General features: G+C 37.0%; 1 protein-coding gene and 1 pseudogene. Both read right to left on the bottom strand.

Annotated elements, in window-relative coordinates; genetic code table 11:
* Positions 1-184 precede the first annotated feature (184 nt).
* Positions 185-541: pseudogene (locus tag LKD46_RS16485) on the bottom strand (23S rRNA (uracil-5-)-methyltransferase RumA); the annotation flags it as partial.
* Positions 542-813: 272 nt separating this feature from the next.
* Positions 814-1,137 (bottom strand): hypothetical protein, encoded by a 324-nt coding sequence (locus tag LKD46_RS16480; RefSeq protein WP_015524383.1) that lies wholly within the window; start codon positions 1,135-1,137, stop codon positions 814-816.
* Positions 1,138-1,382: the final 245 nt, after the last annotated feature.

Genomic DNA, 1,382 nt, shown 5'->3' with positions numbered 1-1,382 from the left:
TTGATTGTTTTGTTTACATCCGCCAAGATGCAACTCAATCATACCTTGAGGTTCTTTTTTATTCAATTGGCGCTTTTTATGAATTACAGGAATGCTCCTTTCAAGCATATTCAGCACTTATATATTGCTTCCCAAATATTTTAAAGAAAAGCGTACCACTATTTTAATGATACGCTCATCATTATTAAATCACTTCAAAATGCTTCAATGCATCCTTTATTGCTTCAACCTTCTCTGGAGTTGGATGCTTCCTCGGCTGTTTCAATTTCTCTACCGCATTAGGAGCATCGTACATCGGCAAGCCTAAATCTCTCTTTACCTCTGCAATATATGCGGTATGTACTTTGAAGCCGTATTTAGCTTCTATGTACTCCTTTATCATTTTGTAGGTCACTCGTTCTTTGGGCTTATAGCTTTCCGCTCTTTTAGCAATATTATCAAGTGGAACTTTTCCCTCACCCTCGCCAAACTCAACTTTTACGTTGATATGTCCGTCTGGCTTTTTGTGGGAAAGCAGTACTACCGTCTCCACATGCGGTGTCGTTTTTCACTGCTTTAACAGTACGCGAACCCGCATAGTTACTGAGTTTTTACACCCTTTGACAGGTTGCTAATATCTGCAATCATAAGGTTAAGACATGGCGTACAGACCGTTTGACTTTGTAAACGTGTGGCGGGTACGCCGATATTTTGTAACACTTTTATAATACAAAATTATTCTAAATACTGCTACCATATTTGGTAATATATCAGTACGCCGATTTGTTTTGGGCATTTTTGCGAATGGCATTAACACCCTTTCAATGTTCACTTTTATTGAAACCGATATTTTCCTTTTCCATGTCCTGTTACAGGTACGATTACCTCACTATCAACCAACAGTTTTATTAACTTGGAAGCTCTTGATGGCTTTAATCCAGTAATTTCTTCAACTATCGTTCTTCCGAAACAATTTTCTTTTCCACATTTTGAAAATATTTCTACTGTATGATTTATTGTTTTTTCTGAAATCGTATCTGAGAAAGAAAGTAATTTATTTCGAATGTCCACTTTTGTGCTTTCAATGTCCACTTCTCCACTCTTAATGTCCACTTTTACTCTTTCAATGTCCACTTCTTCTGTATATACTTTTGCCATGGATGCCGTTCTCCTTTATCTGATGTTCCTATTGTAACGCAAAGATAAAGAAAAAGCGAATCAGGCAGACAGGGTATTCGTCATTTTTACTAATAGATGAATACTCTGAAAACCTCAAAAAACTATTAGTTTTTCGGGCTTTTCAGAGTACTTATCCACAAGCCCTGTAAAGGGGCCTGAAAGTACTCCTGAATAAATGAAGGCAGCGGAATTATGAAAAGTGGATAACTCTTTTTCGGGACTTA

The sequence above is a fragment of the Blautia fusiformis genome (assembly GCF_020686995.1).
Taxonomy (GTDB): Bacteria; Bacillota; Clostridia; order Lachnospirales; family Lachnospiraceae; genus Blautia_A; species Blautia_A fusiformis.
Note: the sequence above shows the minus strand (reverse complement) of the source record. Positions and strands in the feature narration are given on the sequence as shown.